Source organism: Candidatus Goldiibacteriota bacterium, assembly GCA_016937715.1.
GTDB lineage: Bacteria > Oederibacteriota > PGYV01 > PGYV01 > PGYV01 > PGYV01.
This window is the reverse complement of the sequence record JAFGWA010000026.1, coordinates 13,599-35,825: the sequence shown is the minus strand read 5'-3', so window position 1 is coordinate 35,825 and position 22,227 is coordinate 13,599. Positions and strand designations below refer to the sequence as shown.

The 22,227-nt window shown below is 41.7% G+C and carries 21 protein-coding genes; 1 reads left to right on the top strand and 20 read right to left on the bottom strand.

Annotated elements, in window-relative coordinates; translation table 11 throughout:
- Positions 1–179: 179 nt before the first annotated feature.
- The 5 genes from JXR81_03440 to JXR81_03420 all read right to left on the bottom strand — a co-directional run bounded on the left by JXR81_03440 (position 180) and on the right by JXR81_03420 (position 4,266).
- Positions 180–347: a hypothetical protein gene (locus tag JXR81_03440; protein ID MBN2753903.1), complete on the bottom strand. Its 168-nt coding sequence runs from the start codon at positions 345–347 to the stop codon at positions 180–182.
- Positions 348–616: 269 nt separating this feature from the next.
- Positions 617–1,237, bottom strand: a complete 621-nt coding sequence (locus JXR81_03435; protein MBN2753902.1) for a hypothetical protein — start codon at positions 1,235–1,237, stop codon at positions 617–619.
- 9 nt (positions 1,238–1,246) lie between these two features.
- A complete protein-coding gene (locus JXR81_03430; GenBank protein MBN2753901.1) occupies positions 1,247–2,092 on the bottom strand; it encodes a DNA adenine methylase in 846 nt (281 codons plus the stop codon).
- A gap of 143 nt (positions 2,093–2,235) precedes the next feature.
- Positions 2,236–2,979, bottom strand: a complete 744-nt coding sequence (locus JXR81_03425; GenBank protein ID MBN2753900.1) for a TIGR03915 family putative DNA repair protein — start codon at positions 2,977–2,979, stop codon at positions 2,236–2,238.
- Positions 2,980–4,266: a putative DNA modification/repair radical SAM protein gene (locus JXR81_03420; GenBank protein MBN2753899.1), complete on the bottom strand. Its 1,287-nt coding sequence runs from the start codon at positions 4,264–4,266 to the stop codon at positions 2,980–2,982.
- Between the two features lie 215 nt (positions 4,267–4,481).
- Here JXR81_03420 and JXR81_03415 point away from each other — a divergent pair, with 215 nt between their 5' ends.
- A complete protein-coding gene (locus JXR81_03415; GenBank protein MBN2753898.1) occupies positions 4,482–4,985 on the top strand; it encodes a CvpA family protein in 504 nt (167 codons plus the stop codon).
- Here the strand turns inward: JXR81_03415 and JXR81_03410 are convergent.
- From JXR81_03410 to JXR81_03340, 15 genes are all read right to left on the bottom strand, one after another.
- Positions 4,978–5,634 carry a hypothetical protein gene (locus tag JXR81_03410; GenBank protein MBN2753897.1) on the bottom strand — a complete coding sequence of 219 codons (657 nt, stop codon included), beginning with the start codon at positions 5,632–5,634 and terminating at the stop codon, positions 4,978–4,980. The two genes, JXR81_03415 and JXR81_03410, sit on opposite strands and share 8 nt — an antisense overlap.
- Positions 5,635–5,741: 107 nt before the next feature.
- Positions 5,742–7,586 carry a hypothetical protein gene (locus tag JXR81_03405; GenBank protein ID MBN2753896.1) on the bottom strand — a complete coding sequence of 615 codons (1,845 nt, stop codon included), beginning with the start codon at positions 7,584–7,586 and terminating at the stop codon, positions 5,742–5,744.
- A gap of 11 nt (positions 7,587–7,597) precedes the next feature.
- The gene (locus JXR81_03400) at positions 7,598–8,164 is read right to left on the bottom strand and encodes an aminodeoxychorismate/anthranilate synthase component II (protein ID MBN2753895.1); all 567 of its coding nucleotides are present in this window, start codon (positions 8,162–8,164) and stop codon (positions 7,598–7,600) included.
- Between the two features lies 1 nt (position 8,165).
- Complete coding sequence (trpE, locus tag JXR81_03395; protein MBN2753894.1) at positions 8,166–9,656, bottom strand: anthranilate synthase component I; 1,491 nt, start codon at positions 9,654–9,656, stop codon at positions 8,166–8,168.
- A gap of 3 nt (positions 9,657–9,659) precedes the next feature.
- A complete protein-coding gene (hisI, locus tag JXR81_03390; protein ID MBN2753893.1) occupies positions 9,660–10,058 on the bottom strand; it encodes a phosphoribosyl-AMP cyclohydrolase in 399 nt (132 codons plus the stop codon).
- A gap of 134 nt (positions 10,059–10,192) precedes the next feature.
- The gene (locus tag JXR81_03385; protein ID MBN2753892.1) at positions 10,193–11,161 is read right to left on the bottom strand and encodes a cellulase family glycosylhydrolase; all 969 of its coding nucleotides are present in this window, start codon (positions 11,159–11,161) and stop codon (positions 10,193–10,195) included.
- A gap of 184 nt (positions 11,162–11,345) precedes the next feature.
- Positions 11,346–12,104 carry an imidazole glycerol phosphate synthase subunit HisF gene (gene hisF / locus JXR81_03380; protein MBN2753891.1) on the bottom strand — a complete coding sequence of 253 codons (759 nt, stop codon included), beginning with the start codon at positions 12,102–12,104 and terminating at the stop codon, positions 11,346–11,348.
- Positions 12,105–12,107: 3 nt separating this feature from the next.
- Positions 12,108–12,863, bottom strand: coding sequence for a 1-(5-phosphoribosyl)-5-[(5-phosphoribosylamino)methylideneamino]imidazole-4-carboxamide isomerase (hisA, locus tag JXR81_03375; protein MBN2753890.1), 756 nt, complete (start codon positions 12,861–12,863; stop codon positions 12,108–12,110).
- Positions 12,844–13,473, bottom strand: coding sequence for an imidazole glycerol phosphate synthase subunit HisH (gene hisH / locus JXR81_03370; protein ID MBN2753889.1), 630 nt, complete (start codon positions 13,471–13,473; stop codon positions 12,844–12,846). Before hisH ends, hisA begins: the two co-directional genes overlap by 20 nt.
- A 6-nt stretch (positions 13,474–13,479) precedes the next feature.
- Positions 13,480–14,061 (bottom strand): imidazoleglycerol-phosphate dehydratase HisB, encoded by a 582-nt coding sequence (gene hisB, locus JXR81_03365; protein MBN2753888.1) that lies wholly within the window; start codon positions 14,059–14,061, stop codon positions 13,480–13,482.
- Positions 14,061–15,104: a histidinol-phosphate transaminase gene (gene hisC / locus JXR81_03360; protein ID MBN2753887.1), complete on the bottom strand. Its 1,044-nt coding sequence runs from the start codon at positions 15,102–15,104 to the stop codon at positions 14,061–14,063. The genes hisB and hisC overlap by 1 nt, the downstream gene beginning before the upstream one ends.
- Positions 15,105–15,116: 12 nt before the next feature.
- Positions 15,117–16,370, bottom strand: a complete 1,254-nt coding sequence (hisD, locus tag JXR81_03355; protein MBN2753886.1) for a histidinol dehydrogenase — start codon at positions 16,368–16,370, stop codon at positions 15,117–15,119.
- 30 nt (positions 16,371–16,400) lie between these two features.
- Positions 16,401–18,722 (bottom strand): SpoIIE family protein phosphatase, encoded by a 2,322-nt coding sequence (locus JXR81_03350; GenBank protein ID MBN2753885.1) that lies wholly within the window; start codon positions 18,720–18,722, stop codon positions 16,401–16,403.
- Between the two features lie 9 nt (positions 18,723–18,731).
- Positions 18,732–20,129, bottom strand: a complete 1,398-nt coding sequence (locus JXR81_03345; GenBank protein ID MBN2753884.1) for a hypothetical protein — start codon at positions 20,127–20,129, stop codon at positions 18,732–18,734.
- Entirely contained in the window at positions 20,107–22,206 is a 2,100-nt protein-coding gene (locus JXR81_03340) for a VacB/RNase II family 3'-5' exoribonuclease (protein MBN2753883.1), read from the bottom strand. Before JXR81_03340 ends, JXR81_03345 begins: the two co-directional genes overlap by 23 nt.
- Positions 22,207–22,227 lie beyond the last annotated feature (21 nt).

The window sequence follows — 22,227 nt, the reverse complement described above, 5'->3', positions numbered from 1 at the left end:
AGCAAAGGGCGGAATTTTCAAGGGTATTTTAAGAGTGTGTAACAATTCACCGGGTTTAGAAGTTTATTACCCGGATTTTATGCCGGGCTAAATATTCCTGTATATTTCACGGATGCAAACTCCGGCATCGACAGCGGCGCTGATTTCTGCCATTTATGTCGTTTCTTGAAAGTTCAATTTTATACATGCTTCTTTTTGCCGTAAAGGCCCAATTCTCCAGCAACGTTTTTCAACTTTATAGTATTATCCTTCTCATTACGCCTGTAATCCCGAATACTTAACAGGTCTTCTTTAAGTTCTTCCTTTTCAATTTCATTAAGTATCGCTTTTTCAATAAATGATTTCATTATTAAGCCCCTTGAACGGCAAAAGTCTTTCACAAGGTCACGCACATCTTTGTCAACCTTCATTCTGAAAATAACATTTTTTTGCATTCTTTTTTTCCTTTACAACAATAACTATTTATATCCCAAAAAGATAAATAAAATAAGCATTAAATAATACCAAAAAATATTATCTTACTTAAACTCCGTAATATTGCCCATGTACTTTTAATAACAAAGATCGGAATTTTCAAGCAAATTTTACATGTTCCACTTTTCAGTAAATACTTTTTTTATTTCGCAATATCAAATATTTTCTTCACTAATGCTTTTCTCGCATAAAAAGCTCTTGATGTAGAGCCATGTCCTGCACCTTTAGTCCTTGCCTGTATCCACTTACCATCTTTACCGGTTAAACTCTTAAAACCCTTTACCTTTAATTTATTCCTGATAAAGTTATAGTCAGCCTCTATTTCTCTTATTAATTCATCATCCTCAGCAAAATCCAGACTTGCAACACTTATCAACCGCGCAGTCTTTGCATTTTTCCCATCCCATGCAACAGCACAAAACACCATAGATTTTAATTTGTTCCAGCAATGACTTTTAAAAAATGAATCTCTTATTAATTCGGTGGGGTTAATCATTGTAATTGCCATGGTTTCCTTCGGGGATACTATTCCTTTTTTATTATAAAACGCCACCGATTTAAGTTCATACGATAAGCCATTAGGCGCTTTAGATATGTTTGTATCCAAGCCTGCTAACTTTTCAAGAACAAGACCTTTCCAACCCTTGTTTTGTTTTCCTTTTAAATATACAGTTACTCCATGCTTCAATGCTAAATCAGATAAATCTTTACCAATATACTTCTTTAAATTTTTAATCGCATTAGCCCTGGTTACTATTTTCAACACCACACCTCAATAATTTAGAATCACCAGTTCGTTTATAACGCCTCTACCTGATGCTCTGCAGTTTATCCTTCTCTTTGCCTGAACCAGCTTAATCTGATAACCCTTATACAAATCCTTTATAGCCTTTACATCCGAATTACTTAACATTAATTTACAGCCTTTTTCATCAAGTTCCTTATATGTCTTTGCAAGCCGCACCTGATCTTTTAGTACAAAAGAATTCTTTGTGTAAGAAGTAAAACTTGCAGTTTTACTGACCGGATGATATGGGGGATCAAAATATACAAAGTCACCTTTTTCTGCAATATCTAAAACAGCAGTAAAGTCTTTATTCAAAATCTCAACGTTTTTCAAGGCGTCATGAACACTTTCAAGATTATCTTCGTTGCATATTTGCGGATTATTATACCTGCCAAAAGGAGTGTTAAATTTACCGCTGGAATTAACCCTAAAAAGGCCGTTAAAACAGGTTCTATTTAAATACAACATTCTTGCAGCCTTGCTTACTTCATCCTTTGGTTCTATTGCCCTTATTTTATAAAAAGTAACTTCATTATTCATAAATTCCCCGTTATTTAGCGTTCTGATTAACTTATTTAATGTTTTTTTATCCTTAATAACCTCGTAAAGATTAGTAAGTTCTTCATTTGTATCAATAAGAGTTATCTTTTTATTTTTCAGCTTACCGGAAGCAAATAAATGAAAAAACACAGCGCCACCGCCCGTAAAGGCTTCTATGAAATTATTAAAGGACTCAGGAAAAAAAGCAGAAAATTGCTGTAAAAGCTGGCTTTTGCCTCCCGCCCATTTTAAAAACGGCTCTGGTTTCTTGATAGTAGCATTTTTAGTCATGCTTTGAGTATAAAGCAAATTCTCTCTAAAAACAAGCCGTTCTACCTCTAATTCCCTTTCATCCACAAATAATACATCCTCCATTTTTATTACCCCCTCTATGTTTTTGCAGCCTAAGCTGCCTCACCCAATAAATCTGCCCCCTACTTAAACTCCGTAATATTGTCCCTGTACTTTTTTGGGATAAGCTGCCGTTGAAGTTTTATATTGTGCCTGGACTTTATTTCCATCGCCTGAAAATACGCCTTCCACATATCCGCGTACTTTATCTCGTCATCGGCGGCGCCGTTTAATTCCAGCGATTCCACCGGCTTTATGGCGCATCTTTTTCCGTCATAAAACGCCGCCAGATTTCTTACCACATCGTGTATTATCCATTTCTGCGAGCCAAACCGCGTCCTGAAATGAGGGATAATCACGGGCAGCACATTACAATCCGGGTTTATCTTCGCGTAGTAAATACCGCCCGCGTCGGCAAACCGCACAAATCCCAGCATTCTGTGGCCTTCACGCATAACCCGCTGCGCCGCACGCAGGACGGGTATCACATTATCATCCGCAAGAAGTTTATTAACATCACTGCCTTTTTCCCTGCCGGCGTTTATATACCTGTAAATGTGCATTTCAATATCAGGCATTTCAGATAGAAAAGCGTGCACCGTGTTTTCAAAAGTTTCGCTGCTTATTTTTTCAACAATTGCCTTTTTCATAAGCAGATACTTTTTTTCTTCAGCGGCAGTGTGTTTTTCATCAAAAAAAAGGTTTAAGGTAGCGCTCCCGGTATTAGCTCTGCAGATAGACGCAGGTTCATCGCCTGATTTAAAAATATCATACAACACCGTTAAATAACCTTCAAAAGTTCCGTCATATAAATAACTTTTCTGCATTTATAACTCCCCTGTTATGCTTTTCAGGTTATCTTCCGGGGCGGGCAATAAAATTGATTCAGGTTTAAAAAGCGACAGCTGTTCATAAGAGTGCTTTGGAGCGTCAAGCAGGCGCATGGAAATTACCCTGCCTGAAAACTTTCCTTCAAACGCACTTTTGCCTTTTGCCGTCACAAAAAACCTTGCCCGTTTCATCACTATCCCAAGTTTTTTTAAGTCATCCACGCCTATCGCGCACGCCCTTCTTGCTTTAACAATGCGCTGCGCGGAGCGCACACCAATACCCGGCACCCTTAACAGTGTTTCGTACGGCGCTGTGTTTACTTCCACCGGAAACTGTTCCATATGCCTTAGCGCCCACGCCGCCTTTGGGTCAAACCGCGTATCAAAGTTTGGGTGTTCCTCATCAAGCAGCTCATCCGCTTTAAATTTATAAAACCTTAACAGCCAGTCCGCCTGATAAAGCCGGTGTTCCCGCAAAAGCGGCGAATTGACGGGAACAGGAAGCCTGCTGTCGCTATTGACATGGATGTATGAGGAATAATACACCCTTTTTAAATTCATGCCGTTGTACATATTTTCGCTTAAAGAAATTATCTGTTTATCCGTGTCGCCCGTGGCGCCGACAATAAGCTGGGTGCTTTGCCCTGCCGGAGCAAAACTTTTTCTGCTGAATTTATTCTGCCTTGATTCCAGAATTTTTTCTTTAATATGCCCCATAGGAGAAATGATATCAGACATTCTTTTATCCGGCGCCAGCAGTTTAAGCCCGTTATCGCTTGGCAGCTCCATATTTATGCTTAGCCTGTCTGCAAGCAGCCCGGCTTCATCCAATACAGCGGATGACGCGCCCGGAATGGCTTTAATATGAATGTATCCATTAAAAATATATTCCTGCCTTAATATCCTGACAGCGCGCACCATAAGTTCCATTGTGTAGTCGGCGTTCTTTACCACACCGGAGCTTAAAAACAATCCTTCTATATAATTACGCCTGTAGAAATTAATGGTGATATCCGCCAGTTCCTGCGGCGTGAACGCCGCGCGCTTAATGTCATTGCTTCTTCTGTTAATGCAGTACGCGCAGTCATAAATACAGTTATTGGTCAGCAAAACTTTAAGAAGTGAAATACACCTGCCGTCGGCGGTAAAAGTGTGGCATATCCCCGCTTTTGCGGCGCTGCCAATACCGCCTTTAATCCCCGCCCTGTCAGTACCGCTGGAAGAACACGACACATCATACTTCGCGCTTTCTCCCAGCACCAATAATTTCTCTGCCGCTTCCATTTTTCCGCCTTTTGACTAAAGTTTTTGTATACATACAGTATACACTTTGTATACTTATAGTCAATATACAATAACAAAAATTCCGGACAGCGTCGCCGGAAAGAGTCTTTTAATGCCGCCGGCAGATTACAAAACATATGTAAATATCACCATCGTTGACGTATAAACCCATTTATGATATTATCCTTTTATTAAATAAATAAAGGGAGCAAGGCGTGAACTACATAGACATAATACTTTGTATCGTTATTTTTTTCGGTTTTCTTGCCGGCTGGAAAACCCGCGGTATGATTGTAATGATGGTTCCCTTCGCGCTTTTGGCGGGTATAATTACCGCCAATCTGGGATATAAACCTTTCTCCGAAATGCTCAACTTTGTAAGCGATCCGGAAAAAAGGCTTCTGCTTTCTTATACACTTTTATTTCTTACCGCAAGCACCGCGGTGGTTTTCTTTTTTATGGCGCTGGTTAAGGCTTTTGACTTCTTCGCGCTGTCTTTTGTTGACAGGGCATTGGGTGCCGCGCTTATAATTTCTTTCGCCCTTTTAATTTCAATGTATTCCTTTTCCCTGCTGGAAGATAAAATGGAAAAAGAATCCGGGTTTCATCAGACATTAAGCGAGTCAAAGGTTTATACCCTTTCAAGTAAATATCTTGGATTCGCGAAAAAGGTTAACGTGGAAAAACAGCTTGCCATACTGAAATCACTTATTAACTGATATCTTCTTCGTTCTTTTTGCCGTATTCTTTAAGCATAAGGTTTAATTCTTCGTCCGCCCTGTTTTTTCCGGGTTTCTTTTTCATCCTTGCAAAAATAACCGTGCCCAGCCCCGCAGTAAAAAAAGCGCCTGCAAAAAGCATTATAAAAGTTGTGTCCATTTTAAAAATAAAAAGCCCTGCCAGCGCCGCGGCGCCAAGCCCCGCCACTATAAGAAGCACCATATTGGACATTGAATAGGATTTCATACTGTAAGCAAGGTCGTTTATAAACTCCCCTCCTTTTTGTTCCTTAATTTTAATCGCATCATTACCTTTAAACCGCTCTATCCCCGCTATTATCTTGAGGTATCTGTCTATAATTTCAGAATTTGCCGCTGTCCTGTTTTTTTCATACCAGTTCCTGATATCCTGAAGTTTACCATAATGGTCATAAAGGGAAATAATGTGATTGTGCGCAAGGTCGTTTTTGAAGTCCAGCCCTATGGCTTTTAAAAACATATTGGCCGCGTTACGGTCGCCCTTTTTTTCAAGGGCAATTCCGTATTTAATATAACCTTCAGGTTTATCCGCTATAAATTCCAGCGCTTTTCTGTAGTTAACCACAGCCGCTTCCGGCGAATGGTCAATCGCGTCATCGCCTTTTTTCATGAACTGTATGTACAGTTGCTCCCTGTCAATGCAATTCCCGCACATTCCGCAGTTATTCGCATAATCGCTTATTTGTGATCCGCAATGAGGGCACAGCATATTTTTACCTACTGAACCTTATAAGGATTAGGGAAAATTGTGAACCTGAAATTAATATATCCCAGCCAGGCGTACCCGCCCGGATATTTAAGATATGCCACATCAAAATTTATAAACCTGTCTATATGCGTGTTTATAAGATATGTGTCCGGCATAAAAGGATTTTCGTTTAAATTCGCGGGCACCACATATTCCACTTCCACTCCCATTTTAGAGAAAAGCGGCCGCCCAAAACCCAGGAAATAAGAGTTATAATTTCTTCTGTCCGTATCGGCATAGCGCGTAAGATACGGTATAAAAGAAGCGTAATCACCCAATACATATCCAGTATGAAACGTAAAATCCCAGAATAACTCCTTGCTTACCACCGCGTATGTGCCCATCATGGACTTTAAGGAATCCCTGTCATTGCTGCCGATTGTAACTCCGACTCCCGTGGTGTCCGAACTGCCTATGCTATCCTGAAGCATTATGGAATATGTGTAACCAACACCCACAGAAGGGATGTTTGCGGTTTCGTTAAGGGCGGTAAGACGTATGTCCGCGGATAACAGCCACACGCCTATCTTGGTAAACGAATCATTGCCTTTGCGCGTATTTATATCGTGTTCACCGTAGATTGAACCTATGTAATAAGAAAACGCCATGTCCGCGTTTACCCCAAAATTATCAAAAATATCATTTCTGAAAGCTGTCGGCATAAGGATAAGCCCGGTCCTTGGCCCTGGAAAAGCAATACAGGGTTCGGTAGCTGTCTGTTCTGATTCATTTTCCTTTACGTCCTTTGCTTTAACAAAGTAGTAATATTTTATGCCGCCTTTTACATCTTCATCATTAAAAGAATTTTTGCCGGCCTCAACAAATTTATACATCTGCGGCCCTGCGGGGCTTGTGCTTCTGTAAATATTGTATCCGGCGATGTCAAAAGAACCTTTTATGGGCGTTTCCCATTTAAGAATAATACGCTCCACATCCTGATACGCCCTGAAATTCAGCGGTTTTCCCGCAGGGGTTACTTCCGCGGCTTTAAAAACATTTTCAGCCGATAAACTTTTAAATCCGCTTTCATCCAGCGCTTCAAGTTTGTAAACATATTCAGCGCCGGGCCTTATTGTTTCATCGGTAAATTCGCTCTGCGTAAAAGGGGCCTCGTTTAACATCACAAAAGCGCCTTCTTTTTCTTTTCTGTAAATATTGTATGACAGCCCTTCCTTCAACGGCGTCCATCTTATAACAGCTTTTGAAACATCATGGTTTTCAAACAAAAGCACATCGGGTACTGATTTTTCCATCTCTTTAAGCGTGACATTTAATTCCCCCGATTCTTTATTTTCCTTCCCTTTTACAGCTTCAACCTTATACGTATAATTACCGCCCGGCTGTACCGTTATGTCCGTATAGGCGGTTCCCGAAAAAGGCGCCGGATTTATCTTTTCATAATTATCGCCGTTATCTTTTCTGTAAACGTTATAATTTACCCCGTCTTTTATCTGCGCGTCCCAGGATAATTTAAGTTTATACGGCTGTGTGTCATCAAAAATAAGATTAACCGGCTTAATTCCCTGCTTTGGAACCTCCGGCGTTTTTAAAACTGCCGGCGGCGTAGCCGGTGTTGTGACCGGCGGTGTAGCCGGCGGTGTAGCCGGTGTTGTGACCGGTGTTGTAGCCGGTGTTGTAGCCGGTGTTGTGACCGGTGTTGTAGCCGGTGTTGTGACCGGTGTTGTAGCCTGCGGAGTCTGCACAACTTCTGCCGTAACTTCCGGAGTAACATCAGTTTTTGATGTAAGCACATCTTCCGCTAAAGCAAAAAACGGCAATAACACAGCCGCCAGACATAATATTGTTTTTTTCATATTCACCTTTTTTACTTCCATGTCAGAAAGTTTTTAAGTAACGACTTTCCGCCTTCAGTAAGTATAGATTCCGGATGGTACTGCACGCCTTCCATCTTAAACTCCCTGTGCCTTACCCCCATAATTTCCCCTTCTTTTGTCCACGCGCTGACAAGCAGTTCTTTTGGCAGTGATTTCTTTACACCGACAAGCGAGTGATAACGTGTCGCGTTAAAAGGGCTGGGCATTGATTTATAGATACCCTTGCCGTCATGAAAAACCGGCGATACCTTGCCGTGCATAATTCTGTGGTTCCTGACTATCCTGCCGCCAAGCGCTTCTATCATGCACTGATGGCCAAGGCAGATACCAAGTATGGGTTTTTTCCCCATAAAACTTGTTATAACCTCTTTTGATATCCCCGCGTTTTCGGGCCATGAAGGCCCCGGCGATATTACTATATGCGTCGGGTCAAGTTTCTTTATCTCTTCTATCGTTGTCTCGTCATTCCTTAAAACCACAATATTTTTTTCAAACTCGCCCATATACTGGACTATATTATATGTAAAACTGTCGTAATTATCTATCATCAGCACCATATTACATTTCCTCCGCTTTCGCGGCCATTTCAACCGCTTTTAATACAGCCGCCGCTTTTGTCATACTTTCCTTGTATTCAAATTCCGGCTTGCTGTCCACCACAATTCCGGCGCCTGCCTGAAAGTATGCCCTGTTGCCTTCGTGATAAATGGTCCTGATAGAAATACACGTTTCCATATCCCCGTTAAAACCTATCACGCCCACGCTTCCCGCATAGGGGCCGCGCTTTACATTTTCCATGTCATCTATTATCTGCATCGCCCTTACTTTTGGCGCGCCCGATACCGTACCCGCGGGAAAAGTACTTTTAAATACATCAAACGCATCCAGCCCTTTTTTTACTGTTCCCGTGACATCAGACACTATGTGCATCACGTGAGAGTAGCGTTCTATTGCCATAAAATCATTTACCTTTACAGTGCCTGTTTCACATACGCGCCCAAGGTCATTGCGGCCAAGGTCTACAAGCATCACGTGTTCCGCGCGCTCTTTAACATCTGCCAGCAGTTCTGCTTCAAGCGCTTTATCTTCTTCTTCTGTCTTACCCCTTCTTCTGGTGCCTGCTATCGGCTTTACTTCCGCTGTCCTGCCTGACAGATTTGCCATTACTTCCGGCGACGCGCCTATTATGTACCTTTTCCCAAAACGGATAAAGAACATATAAGGCGATGGATTAATTGTCCTTAAAGCCCTGTAAAGAAGTATGGGGTCGCCGTTAAAAGGGGCGGAAAACCTCTGGGACAGCACAACCTGAATTGCCTCGCCGTTATTTAACAGCGCCACGGTATCTGCCACGGCCTTTTTAAACACTTCTTTTTTTGTATGGTTCTTTATGGCAATTGCGCCTTTATGCTTTTTAAACGATAACTTTTTTAACGGCCTTTTAAGATCCGCTATTATTAAGTCTATCCGTTTAACCGCGGCTGCGTGTTTTTTACGGATATCACTTTCAGTGTCGTGTTCATCCGTAAGTATGTTATGCACCACTTTTATCTTGTGATAAACATTATCAAAGATAATGAGAATATCTGTAAACATAAGATAAATGTCAGGCCATTTCAGATTGTCTGTCTTGGGTTTGTCAGGAACTTTCTCGTACAATTTTATTGTGTCATACCCCACGTACCCCACAGCACCGCCGCAAAAAGGCGGAAGGCCCGGTATCTTTGCCGCTCTGTATGATTTAAATATGGTTTTTAATATGGAAAAAGGGTCCTTTGTATCAATCGTGCTTTTATTGCCTTTATATTCCAGTATTGCCCTGCCGTTCTGATAAGTAAAGGTCTGATACGGCCGGCGTCCAAGAAAAGAATACCTTGCCGTTTTTTCCCCGCCTTCAATACTTTCAAGCAGAAATGAATTTTCGGGATTATCTATTCTTAAGTACACGGAAAGCGGCGTTTCAAGGTCAGCCAGCATTTCTTTATAAACCGGTATTACATTGAATTTCTTAGAAAGTTTTAAAACCTCTTTTATATCGGTGAATTCCATTTTTTATCCCTTTTTTTTGTAAACCGTTTCCGGGTCAAAAACTTTTTCGCCCTGTATTTCCATGTCGTTGTTTTCTTTAATTTCCCTGAAAAAACATGATTCATATCCGACATGGCAGGCTGCCCCGCCTATCTGGTTTACTTTAATTAGAACCGCGTCCATGTCGCAGTCTATGTATATATTCTTAACTTCCTGAACGTTTCCCGACTCTTCACCTTTAAACCACAGTTTGTTCCGCGAGCGTGACCAATAATGCACCTTGCGGGTGGCAAGGGTTAATTCAAGCGCCTCTTTATTCATCCAGGCTATCATCAGGATATGACCTGTTTTATAGTCCTGTGCAATTGCCGCGCACAGCCCTTTTTCGTCAAATTTCACTTTACCAATCTCAAATTTTTCCATATAAAACCTCCATTAATTTAAAGAACGGGTGTAATCCCGCTTTTTAGTATAATAAACGAAAAATACCAAAAGTCAAAGAGAAATAAAAGATTCCCCAAATTATACCCTGTTTTTTGCCGGTTATGCGTTACGGTTTATTCTGCCATAAATTTCGGTATTTTAGAGGTCTTTTTAATGCTGTATTCGCCGTCCATAGCAGCTTCTTTTCCCCATCCATATAACCCCGTAAACTTACCGTCCTTGGTCATATCCATTTCGGCGCAATCGCTGTTTCCCGGCCCCCACGACCATGCAAGCCAGCCGATATTATTTTTAGCGCAGTGCTCCATTATGGCTTTATAGGCAATAGTCTTAACGCACCCTATCCCATAAGCAGCAAACTCCCCCACTATTAAGGGCGCATTTGTATATGATACCGATTCCAGCGCGTCTTTAACACGGTTTTCATCATTATCCGTCCACCACATATGGATGGAAAAAATTATATTCTTATCCGGGTCAGCATTCAGTATTTCTTCCGCGCCGGCATAATAATTATTCATGTCCTGCCCGCATTTGCCCGCGTCAATAACTATAGGACCGTGAATTCCCGCTTTTCGCATGGACTTTACGGCCAAAATATATTGTTTGTTATAATCCGCCACGGTGACTTTCCAGTCGCCTATTTCATTGCCATAGTTTATCACAAGGTATTTCTGATGCTTTTTTGCAATTGCAATCATTTCAGGGACTGTCCACCACGCGGTAAGCTGTTTAAATAAACTTTCATCCCATTTGCAGGTGGCATCATGCAGTTCCACTATGGGTATCATTTTATTCGCGGCGCATTTCTCTATAAGCTCGTCCAATTCTTTATAATTTCCGTCTTTCATAGTCCAGACAATCCGCACGCAATTGGCGCCCGTTTTGGCTATTTCAGGAATTGAATTTCCCTGCTTGTCCGTCCAGACAAACATCTTATTCACGCCGCGCAATATTATTTCTTCCCCGTCCGGCGCGAATATTTTATTTCCTTTTACATATATTCCCGCAGCTTCTTTCTCATCCGCGCAGGCAATACATGCAAATAACATTGCAAATATTAAAATGATTGTTTTTTTCATAAACTTCTCCCCGGTTATACTGTTCATTTTATTTTAGATTTATTCTGTTTGCGCTGTAACTTTTAACCTACAACTTGTTACTTGTTACCTGTTACCTGTTACTTGTTACTTGTTACTTGTTACCTGTTACTTGTTACTTGTTACTTGTTACTTGTTACTTGTTACTTGCAACCTGTTACCTGTTTTACAACCTTACCGCTATTCCGTTAGCCCTTAAATACTGTTTTACCGACTTTACCGTATATTCTTTATAGTGAAAAATAGAAGCTGCAAGCACCGCGTCTGCTTTTCCTTTTTTTAACACTTCAAGCATATGTTCGGGTCCGCCCGCGCCGCCTGAGGCTATTACAGGAACTTCAACCGCTTCTGACACGGCAAGGTTAAGCGGAATATCATAGCCCGCTTTTGTGCCGTCGGCATCCATACTGGTTAACAATATCTCGCCCGCGCCAAGCTTTACCGCCTGCTTTATCCACTTTAACGCGTCAATACCCGTGGCGGTCCTTCCGCCGTGCGTATATACTTCCCACTTTCCTTTGGATTTTCTTTTGGCATCCACAGCAAGCACAATACACTGCCTTCCAAACTTTCTTGCGCCTTTTTCTATAAGAGCCGGATTTATGACAGCAGCGGTGTTAACAGAGACTTTATCCGCGCCGTTTTTTAAGATAAGTTCCATATCTGAAACTTCCCTTATTCCGCCGCCCACGGTAAAAGGAATATAGATTTTTTCCGCGGTCTTTCTTACAACATCTATTATTGTCTTTCTTACTTCGTGAGACGCTGTGATATCAAGAAATACCAGTTCGTCCGCCCCCGCTTTATTGTACCTGACCGCTGCTTCCACAGGGTCGCCCGCGTCTTTTAAGTTTAAAAACTTTACGCCTTTTACCACCCTGCCTTTGTTGACATCCAGGCATGGTATTATTCTTTTTGTCAGCATCGGTTAATCCTTTACCAGCTTTACCGCTTCTTTAAGGTCAATGTTGCCGGTGTAAAGCGCCTTTCCTATTATAACGCCTTCCACATTGTCATACTTCTTTGAAAGTTCAATACAGCGGGCAATATTTTTCATTCTTGTAATACCGCCGGATATTATCACTTTCATCTTTGTATTTTTAAGGACATTTACCACACCCTTAAAATTAGGGCCTTTTAAAACTCCGTCGCGGTTTATGTCGGTGTAAACAATCATCTTGGCGCCGGCTGCTTCCAGCTGTTTTATGAAATCAATCGCGTCTATTTTGGTGATGTCTTTCCAACCTTTTGCCGCCACTTTTCCGTCTTTCGCGTCAACGCCTATTACTATCTTATCGCCGTATTTTTCCACCATTTTTTTAAGAAATTTGTCGCTGCCTATTACGGACGTGGAAAGAATCACCCTTCTGGCTCCCGCCCTTATATACTTTTTTATGGTTTTTTCCGTCCTGATTCCGCCGCCCACTTCCACCTTTGCCCTTAAAGCTTTTATCATTTTAATGATAAGCTCCATATTCTTGGGCCTTCCGGAAAATGCGCCGTCAAGGTCAACCACGTGTATCATGCGCGCGCCTTTAACCTGCCAAAGTTTGGCCATAGCCACGGGCTCTTTGCTGTATACGGTTTCGTCCCTTACATCCCCCATTATTAACCTTACGCATTTGCCTTTCCTTAAATCAATTGCCGGTATAATCTGCATGAATTCACCTTTCCCGATTTTCAACAAATTTATTGAAATTCTTATAGATTTTAAGCATTTTTTCGCCGCTTTTTTCCGGATGAAACTGAAACCCGAAAATATTTCCGCGGCTAACCGCCGAGGCAAATTTAACGCCCGCGTAATCCGTCACGCAAAGGGTATCTTTTTTATCTTCCGGCAGCGTATAGTAAGAGTGTACAAAATATACTTCCGCATTATCATTAATGCCTTTAATCACCGGATTACTTTTATCCTGAATCATTATATTGTTCCAGCCCATATGCGGTATTTTCATTTTACCGGCAAACCTTACCACTTTGCCTTTTATAAAACCAAAACCTTTATGGCTGCCAAATTCTTCGCTGTGAGCCATTAAAAGCTGCATACCAAGGCATATCCCAAGTATGGGTTTGCCCGCTTTGCCCGCTTCTTTAACCGGCATATAAAGTTTTCTTGCTTTAAGCTGTTTTATGGCATCGCCAAAAGCACCCACCCCGGGCAAGACCAAACCTGACGCTTTTTTAATATCTTCAGGTTTATCAGATACTTTTACGGACGCTTTAATGTGCGCAAAAGCCTTGCTTACACTGTGAAGATTTCCCATTCCATAATCAACTATTACGATTCTGCCCATTTTATTTTATAAACTTCCTTTTGTGCTTTTTACGGTTTTTCCGTCAACTTTTAAAGCATCTTTTAACGCAAGCGCCAGCCCTTTAAATGCCGCCTCCGCGATATGATGCGTGTTCTTTCCTTTTATCTGGTCAACATGCAGGGTAAGATTTGCTCCGCGCGCGAACCCGTGAAAAAATTCTTCAATTAATTCCGTATCAAAATTTCCTGTTTTCTTTTCTTTAAGGTCAAGGTTAACCTCGCAATACGTCCTTCCTGACAGGTCTAAAACCACCCTTACAAGCGCTTCATCCAGGACGCCGCATGCCGAACCGAATCTGGCAATGCCTTTTTTATCGCCCAGCGCTTTTGCAAGCGCTTTGCCTATTACAATGCCCGTGTCTTCAGTAATATGGTGCGCGTCTATCTGAATATCGCCTTTTACCTTAAGGACAATGTCCACATTGCTGTGCCTTGATAACTGTTCTATCATATGCGTTAAAAAAGGCACCTGCGTGTCTATCTTATACGCCCCGCTTTTATTGACACCAAGCAAAAGGTCTATATCCGTCTCTTTTGTCTTTCTTTTTATGGCCGCTTTTTTTGCCATTAAACACCTCTTTTAAGAATTTTAAGAACCGCCGTATTTTCAGCGGGTTTTCCGACTGTTATTCTTGCCCAGCCGGCAGCAGATCCTTTGCTGAACATTCTAATAGAAATACCGCTTTTTTCAAAGGCAAATTTCGCTTTTTTAGCATTATTTAATTTAAGAAATATAAAATTCGCGTCGCTTTTAACGGCTGTATATTTTGATTCAATCACCTTAAACATCCTTTCACGTTCTTTCTTTATTATATCAAGCGTGTTCTTCATCTGCCTGTCATTCTTCATTGCTTCCATTGCAATAAACAGGGAAAGTGAATTAATGTTATAAGGAAGCCTCACTTTGTTGACATTATTGCATATTTCTTTGGATGCCGCCATGTAGCCAAGCCTTAATCCTGCCATTGAAAACGCTTTTGAAAATGTCCTGGTTATTATAAGATTGGGGTATTTTTTTAACAGCGGCAGAAAGGTCTTTCCTGAAAATTCAAAATAAGCTTCATCAATAACTGTCAGCGCCGAAGTGTTATCAAGGATATTTATTATCCGTTCACGTGAAAAACAGTTCCCTGTGGGATTGTTAGGATAAGTGATAAATATAAATTTGGTTTTGTTCTTACGGCTTAATTTAATTATATTTGCGTCATCAAGGTCAAAATCCTTATCCAGCGGTACGGGTATAAACTTTCCGCCTAACGCTTTTCCTATCAGCCCGTACATTTCAAAAGACGGCACCGGGGCAATTACACCATCGCCACGCTCCAGATACGCCATCATAAGATAAAGCAGCAGCTCGTCAGAACCGTTGCCCACAACTATGTTATCCGGATGTACTTTCAGTTTCTTACCCAGAACTTTTCTTAAAGACGGGGCTCCCGGCTGCGGATATCTGTTTAGATCAAGCGACGCCGCTTTGGCAAGAATCTTTTTAGCCAGCACCTCAGGAATTCCATAAGGATTCTCATTGGCATCAAGTTTATACCTGCCTTTAAAAAGGCACGGATCATAAGCTTTTAAATCAGCGATACTGCTTTTAGGTGGTATTTTCATCATGCTTCCTTGTTATTTTTTTCGCCTTATTTCAATGCTTCTCTTGTGGTTTAAAAGGGTTTCAGTTTCCGCCATTTGCTCTGCCAGCGGCCCGAATTTTTCAATTGCTTTTTTAGTACACCTTACAATATGCGTGTGTTTCATAAAATCCAGCACTGACAGTCCGGAAAAGAATTTGGAGGTGCCGTTGGTGGGAAGTATATGATTAGCGCCTGCCATATAGTCGCCAAAAGCCACAGGCGAATAATTGCCGGCAAATATTGCCGGAGCATTTGTAATTCCGTCAATTACGGCATTATCTTTTTTTGTAATTACCGTCAGGTGCTCGGGCCCTTTTTCATTCGCAATTCCCGCCGCTTGCTCCAGCGATTTCACGGTGATTATAACCGCGGTAATATTCAGTTTGCTTTCCTTTTTCAGCCCGGCTTCAATAAAGTCTGCCAGTTTTCTGGAAGTTGTAATTAAGACTGAATGCCCGTTTACGTGTTCTGCCTGCGCTAAAAGGTCAAATAATATGAATTGCGGGTCTGCTGTTTCATCCGCAATTACGGTAACTTCTGACGGCCCGTTAATGGAATCTATGCCAATAGTGCCAAAAAGCTCTTTTTTCGCGCCGGTGGAATAAATATTACCCGGCCCAACCACTTTATTAACTCTTGGAATGCTTTTTGTACCATAAGCAAGCGCTGCAACCGCCTGCGCGCCGCCGGCGCGGTATATTTCTTTTATTCCTATAATGTCTGCCGCGACAAGCACGTAAGGGTTTACTTCAGAATTATAACGCGGCGGTGATACAATACATATTCTTTTAACCCCCGCTGTAATTGCCGGTATTCCCGCCATCAAAACCGTTGAAAACAGCGGAGCCTGGCCTCCCGGGATATATATTCCCGCGGAATCCAAAGGCAGATACTTTTGCTCAATAGTATAACCTTCATTTTTATATGTATATCCTTTAATATTATCTTTCTGCAGTCCGTGAAAATCAGATATGTTTTTTGCCGCCGCTTTTATGGCTTTTATAAGGCTTTTGTCTATAAGGGAATACGCTTTTTTAATATCCGCATCCGTGACTTTAAGAGACTTAATTTTTGCTTTGTCAAACTTTGCCGCATAATTTAAAAGCGCCGCGTCGCCGTTTTTTCTGACATCATCAATAATTTCAAGGACCGAATCCGGCACTTTTGAAGAAAACGCGTCAATTTTTTTAAGATACTCTTTTATTTCAGCATCATTGTTTTTTGTATAGGCAAAACGCTTTATCATTATTCTCTCCTGTAATTTCCGGAAGTTTTATTATTTCCTGTCCTGTGAATATACCTTTCTGGCCTCCACAGTTGCCAGATATGTCCTTTTAAGTTCATTCTTTATAAGTTTTGAATCTATGGCAGTTTTATACTTTTCACTTAGCTGTTCTGTATAGTACCTGACGCCCTCTTCCGGCTTCTCCAGTATATATTTCATAAGGTCTTTTTTCTGCTCAAAGGTTAAGAATTTAATACCCTCTTTTTCCCTGCCCTTTTCTTTCCGTTTTTTATTAAGTTTATCAAAAGCCTGAATGTTTATGCCAAGTTTCTTTTCTATTTCTTTGCCTGTCATACCTTTCTTCTTTAACCTTTCTATATCTTTTCCGGCCTTATTTAATACCATACTCTCGCTCTTTTTTTCTTTTACAGCCACAAGAGTTATGTCGTCATTCTGCGGGTAACCCTGAGTGAAATTTTTCAGTTCTTCTTCAAGATTGGCTATGAATTCCTTGGAAGTCAGTTTGCCGTACTTTTTTACCGCCTCAACAAAACGCTGTTCGCCAAACTGCTCCCTTTTTCCGTTCATGGCTTCCGTGACCCCGTCGGTATAAATCAGCAGTAAATCATCTTTCTGCAGTTTTATGGTTTCTTCCGCCATAACCGTGCGAAAAAGGTCGTCATCCGGCAGGCTTATGCCAAGAGGGAAACCTTTTGGTTTTACCCAGTACACTTTATCTTCTTTTGCCCTGTATATCAGAAGCGGGTCATGCCCCGCGCATGCGAAATTGATTTTTCTGCTTAACGAATCAAGCACAAGGTAAAAAGCGGTCACAAACATCCCTTTTTTCATATCTTCTTTGACAAAATTGTTCACTTTGACAAGCACGTTTTTCGCGGAACGGTTCTGATTTGCCACAAGCCTAACTACCGTCCTTGTAATGGTCATAACCAGCGACCCCGGAACACCCTTTCCGGATACGTCCGCAACAATTACGCCTATAAGGCCGGGGCCCACTTTCATCACGTCATAATAGTCCCCGCCCACATCACGCGCCGCCCTGTAAAAAGAGGCGATATCAAACCCTTCGGTTTCGGGCAGGTCTTTTGGAAGAAGGGTGGTCTGTATCTCTTTTGCCACCTGTATTTCCTTTTGCACCTTTTCCTGTTCCACAAGTTCGGCCTGAACACCCTTAAACTTTTTGGCCATATCATTAAAGGCATTGGCAATATCCGTAAATTCATCCTTGCCGTCCAGTTCTATCTTATGATCAAGCCGCCCTTCGCCTATTGCAATAACACCGTCCTTTAACTGCATTAACGGTTTCATAATAACACCCAGAAGCATATAAATACCCAGCACAGACAAGGCAAATACCACAAGAGTGACAAAAATTATATTGGCTTTCTTGCCTTCCATTACACGCCTTGCGTCTTCCGCGCCTATAACAATATGCACTTCGCCTATATCAATATTCTGATAGGTAATAGGCTCTATAAGCCGGTAACCTTCGCCGCGCACATCCTTAAAAGTGACAAGCTGCACATCCGAAACCGCGCGGGAACCCGTTACCGTGTCCTTCATTTCAAACTTTGTGTACAATTTCTGCACGTCGCTGTGGGCAATTATTTTTCCGGTATTATCTATTACCATTACTTCCCTGACATTTTCAGTGTTTTTCTTTATCTGCTGTACAAGTTTTATTATAGGAAGGGCGTTGCCTTTTATCATCCTGTCTTTAGCATACTGCCCCACGCTTCTTACCGTTTCCGCTGAATTCAGTATGTACTTTTCTTTAAGCACCTGCCTTTCGTGCTGAAGAAAATACCAGTAAATTCCGCCCATTAGAATTATTATAAACATGGTGGTTGCAAGCGCGAATTTTTCCTTTATCCCTCGGCCCGTGGAGAAAATTGCAAGAAACCTGTTAAGAATAGAGGGTTTGGAATGGTATTTAACAAGCGTAAGTTCGTTGCCGCGCGGAGTTATGTTATAATCGCTTTTATCCGTAAGTTTTCTGATAATCCACACGCCTAGGCCGCCCTTCTTGCCTATGTCCACGTAGTGGTTAAGGTTGGGCGTGCGGAAAGATTTCCAGTTGAAACTCTGCCCGTGGTCAATTATGGTTATATAAATCCCTTTTTCTTTTATCTGAACTTCAAAATCAATTACGCCTTCCGCGCCTTTATAGGCATGTTTGATTATATTGGAACACGCTTCATCAAGGACAACCATCATATTGTTCATGTCCTTGTAGGAAAAGTTATGTTGTTTAAATATAGCTCCAAGCTTCAGCTTTATGTCGGCAACTGCCGGCGCTTTAGCCGGAAATGTGAACTTCTCTTCTGAAATCACCTTATTACTAAAAAGCATCTTTCCCGCCTATTTTTCTATTTTTTCAATGCCAAGCAGCATTGAATTAACTTCTTTTAAGTTATCAAGCGCCAGTTTATTATACGGGTCAATGGCAAGTATCTTTTCCCATTCTTTTTTAGCGCCCGTGTAATCCTCATTCATGTATTTATCAACGCCGGACTTGTAAAGCTTAAGCACGGCGTCGCTGTACATTTCTTCCTTGGACTTTCTTAAAATAGTCTTTACCATGGATACATAATACGCGGTATTAAGGTAATTTATGTCAGCCCTGTAAACCGTTTCAAATTCAAGGACCGCCCTCTGATAATCATTTTCATAGTAGGCCTCAAGCCCTTTGGTATAATGCGACGCCTTAAAATATTCCAGTTTGGCAGAGTCTTTTTTAATGGACTCAATTGTCTTTTTCATTTCCTGAAGTTCTTTTGAAGCCATTGCTTTGGCCTTTTCTTCAACTTTTTTATTCTCAATTTCCTCTTTTCTTGCCCGTAAATCGCTTACATTTTCACCAAATCTTGCCCTGACGGATACCCTGTGCTGCCCTTCTATATCATTCATAAAATAACCGTAATCCAGCATGTAGTTTTCCATCACCGATATTCCTGCGCCAAAAGAAATTATGCCGTAAGAATTATATCCGCCCCTTACAAAAAATATTTCCAGTATTCCCAGTTCCGCCCCTGCCATGAATTCAAATTCCGTGCCTACCGGCACCGACCCGTCGGCAAAAATTGAAACCACTACATTTTTAAACTTGCGTGAATAACCCGCCCCCAGCAGAACCTGGCGCGGGTAAATATCCGCATTGCCGTCAAGATTTATTGAGGGTTCCAGCAGATTTCTAAACAGCAGCCCTGCAGTTACCGTGCTTTTATCATCAGGTTTAATTGAATACTGCAGCCCGGCATCAATGCCGAACGAAGTATCCGAATACCCTGCAATTCCATGGTGGTCCACTTTAAAAGATATGCCTCCAAGAAGCCCTTCAAAATACAGTTTATTGGAATACGCCGCCGTGAATTCAGCAAGCAGCTGTGATGTTTTACCGGCCTCTGCCCCGTCTTCATCGCGCTGAATTATATCTTCCGTTGACATCATAGCCGCGGAGACTCCAAAAGCGCCAAAATCGGTTGTAGGTAATGCCGCCGAGATATAATTATACGCAGTATCAAAATACATAGGCGTGTAAGCTGCCTGTATCTCCAGCCGTTCCAATGTAAAAAGGGCTGCCGGATTTGCTTTTATACTGCTGCTGTCGCCTTCGCCGCCTATAAACGCGCATCCCATTGACTGCGCCCTTACACCCATGCCGATGTCAAATAAAGAAGTGACTCCGGCGCTTGTGGCAAAAGACGACACAGGCAGCACAAACAGCAAAAATACCTTAAGCGCGGTCTTCATCATCAATTTCAAGCTCCATTTTAAGGGTTTCAAGCGTTATTTTTACTATTATAGCAGATATTTTATCGCCAAGCCTGAATATTTTCTTTGTCCTTCTGCCGACAGCCATCTGCCTTGTTTCATCGTACAAATAATAATCATCGCGCATCGCGTCAAAATTCATGAACCCTTCCACAGGGTACTGCGAAAGTTCCACCACAAAACCGTTCTTGGTTATTCTGGTGATAATAACTTCAAGCGTATCACCAAGCTTTTCCTTTAAAAAATTAAGCGCGTACAATCTAAAAATATCATTTTCCGCTTTTTCCGAATTTTCTTCGTGCGTGGAAATATCATACGCCGAACCTTTTAAATATGCCTTATCCGTATCCTTCATAAACTGTGTCCCAAGTTTATTTTTTATAAGCCTATGGACGACAACATCGGCATAACGGCGGATAGGAGACGTAAAATGAGTGTATTTTTTAAGCGCCAGCCCGAAATGGCCCTGATTAACCTCTGAATACCTTGCCAGCTGCATGGCACGCAGCAGTTTACGCTCCAGGAATATGCTTTTTTCCGTCCCTTTAATTTTTTCAGCGGCAGCCTGAAACTCTTTACTTTCCGGTTTTTTTATCCTTACCGTATACCCCATGGCAGCGGCAAAATCATTAAATTCCATAATATCTTTCTCCACCGGCTGAGGGTGTATCCTGAACATACCCGCGGAGTAATTTTTTGTAATAAAATCAGCTGCGCAGACATTTGCGTATATCATGCAATACTCTATAAGTTTATGGGAATCAAGGCCCATCTTTCTTCTTATGTCCCTGACCTGAAATCCGTCGCCCATAAGCAGAATGGGTTCGCCAAGATCAAAATCGACCATGCCGCCTTCAAACATCTTTTTGCGCAGCACGTCCTTTAATTCAGCCATTAAAAAAACCATTTCTTTGATATTCCTGTCTTTAATTTCCAATCTTCCTTTTATTATATCTTCCACCTGTTCATACGCGAATCTTTTGCTGTTTCTAATAACACTTTCCTTAATATCATACTTTATAACTTCGCCTTCAGGGCTGATTTCCATAAAGACGGAAAAAGTAAGCCTGTCTTTGCCTTCCACAAGCGAACACATGTCATTGGAAAGACGTTCCGGAAGCATTGGAATTACCTCGCCCGGAAGGTAAGTGCTTACCGAACGTTCATAAGCCTCTTCATCCATTGCGGTGCCTTCGTGCAGAAAATGCGTGACATCGGCTATGTGCACCCCAAGCATATAATTCCCGTTTTCGGTGTATAAAGATATGGCGTCATCAAAATCCTTGGCGTCAAAAGGGTCTATTGTAATTATGGTGTCTTTTCTTAAATCCACCCTTCCGGCAATTACATCTTTAGGAATTTCAAGTTTGTCCGCTTCTGCCAGGACTTCGTCCGGAAATTTCTGCCTTATATCGCGCTTATTCAGAATAAACAGTTTATGCATTTCCACATTATCCGTATCATCAAGATGGGAAATTACTTCACCCGCTAATCCGTCCGGCGTCTCTGAAATTTCAATAAGCACAATATCATTAATTTTCAGCTCAAAATCGCTTTTTTTAAGTTTGATGAAGGGCGTTTCTTTAAATACAAGAGAGGCATAAAGGCGCGTGCCTACCATTTTTACCCTGCACATAAAAGGACCATCCCCGCGTTTAATTATCCGTTTTAACGTCCCTTCCCTCGCGCCTACCCTGCTCTTTTTCACATAGATTTCCACTTCATCGCCGGGCAATAATTCCGCCACAGTGCGCCTTCCAAGAAAAATATCCTCGCCGCCTTCCACAAGAAGAAAACCAAAATCCGCTTTAAGGTCAACTTTGCCCTGCACCGTATTAGACCGTTCAAAAGCGCCGGATACGGCAAACCTGTTTCTTGATTTTTCTATGCTGCCTTCCCTGGCAAGCTGTTTTAATATTTTTTTTATTTTGGAACGTTCCGTCTTTGGCGCCCCAAGAGCAATTAAGACACTTTTCACGTTAACAGAAATGCCTTTTTCTTTGATAACCGACAGAACTGATTCAACGGTTACTTCCTTGCGCCTGTCATTTTTCCTTTTCACTATTCCCCCATATGGTATTAA

What these genes read in the sequence shown, in the direction of transcription:
- JXR81_03440 (MBN2753903.1), bottom strand. Translation starts at nt 347, where the DNA reads ATGAAATCATTTATTGAAAAAGCGATACTTAATGAAATTGAAAAGGAA.
- JXR81_03430 (MBN2753901.1), bottom strand. Translation starts at nt 2,092, where the DNA reads ATGACTAAAAATGCTACTATCAAGAAACCAGAGCCGTTTTTAAAATGG.
- JXR81_03425 (MBN2753900.1), bottom strand. Translation starts at nt 2,979, where the DNA reads ATGCAGAAAAGTTATTTATATGACGGAACTTTTGAAGGTTATTTAACG.
- JXR81_03420 (MBN2753899.1), bottom strand. Translation starts at nt 4,266, where the DNA reads ATGGAAGCGGCAGAGAAATTATTGGTGCTGGGAGAAAGCGCGAAGTAT.
- JXR81_03410 (MBN2753897.1), bottom strand. Translation starts at nt 5,634, where the DNA reads ATGAAAAAAGGCGATGACGCGATTGACCATTCGCCGGAAGCGGCTGTG.
- JXR81_03405 (MBN2753896.1), bottom strand. Translation starts at nt 7,586, where the DNA reads ATGAAAAAAACAATATTATGTCTGGCGGCTGTGTTATTGCCGTTTTTT.
- JXR81_03400 (MBN2753895.1), bottom strand. Translation starts at nt 8,164, where the DNA reads ATGGTGCTGATGATAGATAATTACGACAGTTTTACATATAATATAGTC.
- trpE (MBN2753894.1), bottom strand. Translation starts at nt 9,656, where the DNA reads ATGGAATTCACCGATATAAAAGAGGTTTTAAAACTTTCTAAGAAATTC.
- hisI (MBN2753893.1), bottom strand. Translation starts at nt 10,058, where the DNA reads ATGGAAAAATTTGAGATTGGTAAAGTGAAATTTGACGAAAAAGGGCTG.
- JXR81_03385 (MBN2753892.1), bottom strand. Translation starts at nt 11,161, where the DNA reads ATGAAAAAAACAATCATTTTAATATTTGCAATGTTATTTGCATGTATT.
- hisF (MBN2753891.1), bottom strand. Translation starts at nt 12,104, where the DNA reads ATGCTGACAAAAAGAATAATACCATGCCTGGATGTCAACAAAGGCAGG.
- hisH (MBN2753889.1), bottom strand. Translation starts at nt 13,473, where the DNA reads ATGGGCAGAATCGTAATAGTTGATTATGGAATGGGAAATCTTCACAGT.
- hisB (MBN2753888.1), bottom strand. Translation starts at nt 14,061, where the DNA reads ATGGCAAAAAAAGCGGCCATAAAAAGAAAGACAAAAGAGACGGATATA.
- hisC (MBN2753887.1), bottom strand. Translation starts at nt 15,104, where the DNA reads ATGAAAATACCACCTAAAAGCAGTATCGCTGATTTAAAAGCTTATGAT.
- hisD (MBN2753886.1), bottom strand. Translation starts at nt 16,370, where the DNA reads ATGATAAAGCGTTTTGCCTATACAAAAAACAATGATGCTGAAATAAAA.
- JXR81_03350 (MBN2753885.1), bottom strand. Translation starts at nt 18,722, where the DNA reads ATGCTTTTTAGTAATAAGGTGATTTCAGAAGAGAAGTTCACATTTCCG.